Below are 5,307 nucleotides of genomic sequence, written 5' to 3' on the forward strand. Positions count from 1 at the left end.
GCAATGCGTTTGCTGTTCCGTTGAAAGGATAGATACGGGGTAAATATTGTTTTATGATTAATTTAAAAGAAAAGCTAAAATGAATAAGATTTTTAAAATAACACTTGTTGCAGCAGTTGCTGCTGTTGCCGGTTATGGGGTTTACGCAAATCAGAATGAAAAAGCAATGTCTGATTTAATGTTGGCTAATGTGGAAGCATTGGCAGGCAGCAATGAGGGATATGTAATAGGACCGATAGGTACTAATTGGAAAACATATAGAATAACTTGCGTCAGAACAGTAGGTTTTGACTATATTATTGTAGATACGACAACTACTACTTATGAAGCAGATGTGTGTGGAAAAGGTAGCGGCACTTGTCTTTCTCCGGCAGGCTGTTGAAAATGATTGCTGTTTTTGAAATTTCATATCAAGGCAGGTCATGTCTTGATATGAAATGGCAGATTCTATAAGTTTTATTTGTGAAAATCAAGATGGTCGTATCAAAATATAATAATTGATAATCAGTAACTTCTGTTTGTGCTTGTTGTGTAAACAAATCAATCACGCAATCAGAGAATCAATACATGAAAAATTTTGGTCCGGTTTCTCTGATAAGAAATTACTTAACTTAGTTAAAATGAGATATTTTATTTTATACATATTCTTTTTGTCAGCATTGGGAAGTTGTAAAACTGATAAGGTGAAACCTTTAAGTATTTTCTCAGATGTAGTGCCGGAAAAAATAGAACGTGATGTTCGGGATATGCCTGTTAAGGGTTCTGCTGTTGATACAATAGTTGTCGCAGATTGCGATTTGAAAGAAAGGCTGCATGTATCTTCGTGGGTGGATTCTATTACTTATCTCAGCCTTGACAATCGTGAGGAGGCTTTATTGGGAGCGATAAATAAGGTCGTTTGTAGGAAAGATGCCATTTACTTGTTAGACAGATACAAGTCGAAGTCTATAAAGAAATTTTCTATGGAGGGGAAATTTCTGACAAATATAGGCACATTTGGGGAAGCTCCTGAGGAATATGCTGAACCGACAGATTTTGTAGTGACAGATAGCCTGGTGATTGTATATGACCAGTTTACGAGTCGTTTTATTTATTATACATTGAATGGGAAGTATCTTCGTTCTTGTAGGCTTCCGTTCTTGTGCCTTCGGTTCCATCGTTTTTCAGAGGATAACTTCGTATTTTGTACTTTGGATGCAGATAATCAGCATTTGGCTTCCATAGAAGATTATTCCATCTTCCGGACAGATAGTTTGTTTGTCATTAAGGAACGCGGATTCTATCGTGAGCGCGGAAAATATTCGAGTATAATTAGCGATTATAATTTTAGCGAGTTGAACGGCAGGTTATATTATCATTCTCCGTATAGCGGCAGGATATACGAAATTGATGATGACGGAACGTGCCGGTTGGCATTTTTTCTGGATTTTGGTGATAGGCAGGTGCCGGAGAACTTGTTGTTGGATAAGAATTGGAATGAATATAAACAAGCAAGTAGCAGTAGTGGGTACTATTTTTTTCCGGGAAAGTATTTGCTTACTGATGATGTTGTGTATTTTGCGTATGCTAATCACCATAAGGAATATCAGTGCCTTTATTCGTTGAGAAGAAAAGAAGGCATCAGAAGTTCGGTTGTGCGTAATGATGTCTTGTCAATTTTCCCTTTTTCTAATCTGGTAGGTGTAGAGGGACACGCTCTGATAGGGTATGTATATCCAAATGATATAGTGGTGGCACGTGAACATTATGATGCAGTGCAGTGGACCGAATTGGTGGGTGAAAAGGCTGCTGATATTGCGAAACAGTTCAATGAAGAAGATAATATGGTTTTATTGTGGTTTCATATGAAGGAAAAATGATTGATAGCTCAAGGAATATGGTAAGAGTTGTGATACTGTTTTTTGTGGTATGTATGTGTTTCTTTTCATGTCAAAGGAAGGGAGTTGTTAATGAACAGGTGTTATATTGGCAAGATCGTGAAATCTTATTTCCTCAAAAAAATGTATTTACTCTGTTTGGTAAAGATACAGTGGATATGCTGTTTGATAGTCCTTATAAGATACTTTCTTATTTAGACTCAATGGGTTGTGTCAGTTGCAAAGCACAGTTTCCTGCTTGGAAGGAATTTCTTGTTTATTTGGAACAGAAAAAAGTTCCGGTTTTGTTTTTTATGGGTACGCGTCGGTTGAAAGAAATGCAGTTTATTTTAAGGCGTGAAACTTTTGGCTATCCGGTTTGTATTGATGAAAAAGATAGTTTGAACAAGTTGAACCATTTTTCTTCAGACTTAATGTTTCAAACCTTTTTGTTGGATAAAGATAATAAAGTGCTTGCTATCGGCAATCCCATCCACAACCCAAAAGTGAAAGAACTTTATCTGAAAATCATCCAAGGTGAAAAAATAGGAAGTATCAATGAAAGTAACGTGCTAAACACTATGGTCGACATAGATAAAACCGCTGCCTCCTTGGGAGATTTCGCTTGGCAGGAAGAGCGAAAAGCAACTTTTACCTTGAAGAACATGGGTAATAAACCTCTGTTTATTTCGGATGTTACCTCCTCCTGCGGTTGCACTTCTGTAGATTACTCCAAAGAACCTGTCAACCCCAGTGAGAGCCTGCGTCTGCATGTCACCTACAAGGCTGACCATCCCGGACACTTCAGCAAGACGATAACCGTCTATTGTAATGCAGATGCTTCTCCGATACGGTTGAAAATAAGTGGTAATGCAAAATAGGAAGATATGTTGAGAGGAATATTATCGGCAGGCATTTGTCTGCTGTTTCTGCTGTCCGGCTGCACTTCGGATGAAGACCGACGCATAGAGGAAGTGCTGGACTTTGCGGGAGACAATAGTGGGGAACTGAAACAGGTGCTTTCCCACTATGAAAGGCAAGGAGATGGCTTGAAACTGAAAGCAGCCAGGTTTCTGATAGCCAACATGGAGGACAAATATGCATATGATATTCCTGATTGGGGTGCTATCCACGATACTCTGCGGGCGATAAAACGGACGGGTAGGGGAGAAAATCGTTGGAAACAGATAAACTACAAGATTCTGCCGAAAGTCTATGATGCCCAAGTGATGACTGCCGATTATCTGATAGAGAACATCGACCTTGCTTTTGATGCTTGGCGGCAACGACCTTGGGGAAGGCACTATTCGTTCGAGGACTTCTGCGAATACATATTGCCCTACCGCATTGGAGACGAACCCTTGGAACGGTGGAGGAAGGAGTACATGGAGCGGTCTGTTTTCCTGCTTGATTCCCTGTACCGGGGGACGGACGTGATAGGGGCTGCCGATGCCATGCAATGTTATGCGAATAATGCCGGATACCAGTATAATGTGGATTTCGACTTGCCCCATTACGGCGCGCCTTTCCTGCGCGAATGCTGGATGGGCACATGCCGTGAATATGCGGACTTCATTATTTATCTGTTTCGTTCGGCCGGGATTCCTATTGCATCAGACCACCTCAAGTTTTCTCCGGGTGTGAACCTAAGTCACAGCTGGGTGTCTGTGCAGGATACGACGGGTCGGTTCGTTCCTATAGAATTTGAAACGTCAGAGGCACGGCGCGACTGGAAGAACCTGCGCTCGAAAGGTAAAGTGTATCGTTCCTGCTTCAGCAGGCTGGAAAAGCCCATCTTCAATGGAAATCGGTATGAGCGCGACGTGACGGCAGATTATTTCGGAGAGAATAGGATGCTTGTGCCGGTTCGCGAGAAAAGGGAGGGTTTCATTGCCGTGCATTCTTTCAGTGCGGGTTGGGTGCCGATTGGGAGTTACCGGATGGGAGGCGGATGTGCCAGTGTGGAAAATGTGGAACCGGGGGTGATTCTGATGCCGGTGGTTCCGGATGAAAATGGAAAGCTTCGGGAAAACGGTTTCGCTTTCAGGTGGGAAGGCGACAAGGTATCTGTGTTTAAACCCGATATGGTGCGACGAGAACGGGTACGGCTGTTCCGGAAATATCCGTTGACCAACAATCTGCTGGGGCATTTGTACCGGATGAATGGGCTTCGTGTGGAGGGTAGCGACTGCTCCGACTTTGCGGATGCCGAAACACTGGCTGTGATGCGGGACAGCTCTCTGTGCCTGAAACGTTACGTGAGAATGCGGAGTGGGAAAAGATATCGGTACGTGCGGTTGCTTCCGCCTGCCGGGTGCGTTTTGGACTTTGCCGGACTTCGCCTTTATGCCGATACGGCCTTTACGGCAGAAGTGGACTATAGGCGGGCGATTGCCTCGGTTCCGGTTTCACCCAAGAAATCATTGGGCATAGAGAGCCTTATGGATGATGACAACCTGACCTTTTATTACACTTCTGTGAAGGATGCTCCTCTTGTGTTGGATTTTGGCAGGCCGGTTTCTCTGGGCGGTATGCTGTTGGTACCCCACAATGATGATAATTATGTGGTGAAAGGCGAATGTTATGAGCTTTTTTATCAGAATGGCACGGAAGGTTGGGTCTCATTGGGCAGGAAGATTGCGGAAGGCGATGTGGTGGAGTTCGATTTTGTTCCTTCGAATGCCCTGTTAAAGCTGCACAATTGTACAAAGGGCAGGGAGGAGCAGGTCTTCTTGTGGGAGAATGGCATGCAGTGGTTTGTGGCACATCTAAGATGGTGAACGTGTGGGATGGAGGCACGGGGCCGGGTGAATTAGTCTGGCATTGACACTAACGTCAGTACCGTGACTTCCGGCCATGCCCCGAAGCGGAACGGCAATCCCACATAACCGATGCCTATGTTTACATACAGTGCACGGTTTCCTTCGTAGTACATTCCTTTCCATTCCGGATAGATGAGTTCGGAGAGGGAGTGTCCGAATAAAATGCCTTGCATGGCATGGGTATGGCCTGCAAGCATCAGTGAAATATCCGATTGGGGCAGTACCTCACGTCTCCAGTGGGTAGGGTTATGTCTGAGCAGTATTTGGAACATTCCTTCCGTACCCTGCATGGCTTGTGGCAAGTTTGCAAATTGGGAGAAGGGAGGCTCGCGTTGTTTTCCACACCGATGAGGGCTATGCTGTCACCATTATGGTGAAGGATGTCATGCTCGTTGTTCAGCAGTTTCCATCCCATTGCTTGCTGCTGCCGGACTAAATAGTCCAGATTGGCGATTTCTGCTTTCGGACTTTGCCAGTGATAGTATGAACCATAGTCATGGTTACCGAGGATAGAATATACTCCGTCCGGTGCGTGAATTTTTTTTCACGCCCCGTAGCTGTATATTTGTTTTCCATTTAGTTGGTGCTTTCCAATCTTTCTTTTTCCTTTGTTTCCATAACTAAAATAA

The 5,307-nt window shown here is 43.7% G+C and carries 4 protein-coding genes and 1 pseudogene; 4 read left to right on the forward strand and 1 reads right to left on the reverse strand.

All coding sequences use genetic code 11. The annotated features are described in order from the left end of the window. The first annotated feature begins 79 nt into the window (after positions 1-79). From E5355_RS20190 to E5355_RS18730, 4 genes are all read left to right on the forward strand, one after another. Positions 80-382, forward strand: a complete 303-nt coding sequence (locus tag E5355_RS20190; protein WP_136011513.1) for an NVEALA domain-containing protein — start codon at positions 80-82, stop codon at positions 380-382. Positions 383-620: 238 nt separating this feature from the next. Further along, positions 621-1,859, forward strand: coding sequence for a 6-bladed beta-propeller (locus E5355_RS18720; RefSeq protein ID WP_136011514.1), 1,239 nt, complete (start codon positions 621-623; stop codon positions 1,857-1,859). Then, positions 1,856-2,737: a DUF1573 domain-containing protein gene (locus E5355_RS18725; protein ID WP_246867003.1), complete on the forward strand. Its 882-nt coding sequence runs from the start codon at positions 1,856-1,858 to the stop codon at positions 2,735-2,737. The genes E5355_RS18720 and E5355_RS18725 overlap by 4 nt, the downstream gene beginning before the upstream one ends. A gap of 6 nt (positions 2,738-2,743) precedes the next feature. Further along, a complete protein-coding gene (locus E5355_RS18730) occupies positions 2,744-4,636 on the forward strand; it encodes a hypothetical protein (protein WP_136011515.1) in 1,893 nt (630 codons plus the stop codon). A gap of 32 nt (positions 4,637-4,668) precedes the next feature. On the opposite strand, the pseudogene E5355_RS18735 reads toward E5355_RS18730, so the two are convergent. Beyond that, positions 4,669-5,219 (reverse strand): annotated as a pseudogene (locus E5355_RS18735) (metallophosphoesterase); the annotation flags it as partial. Positions 5,220-5,307: the final 88 nt, after the last annotated feature.

The sequence above is a fragment of the Bacteroides muris (ex Afrizal et al. 2022) genome (genome assembly GCF_004793475.1).
In the GTDB taxonomy this organism is placed as follows: domain Bacteria; phylum Bacteroidota; class Bacteroidia; order Bacteroidales; family Bacteroidaceae; genus Bacteroides; species Bacteroides muris.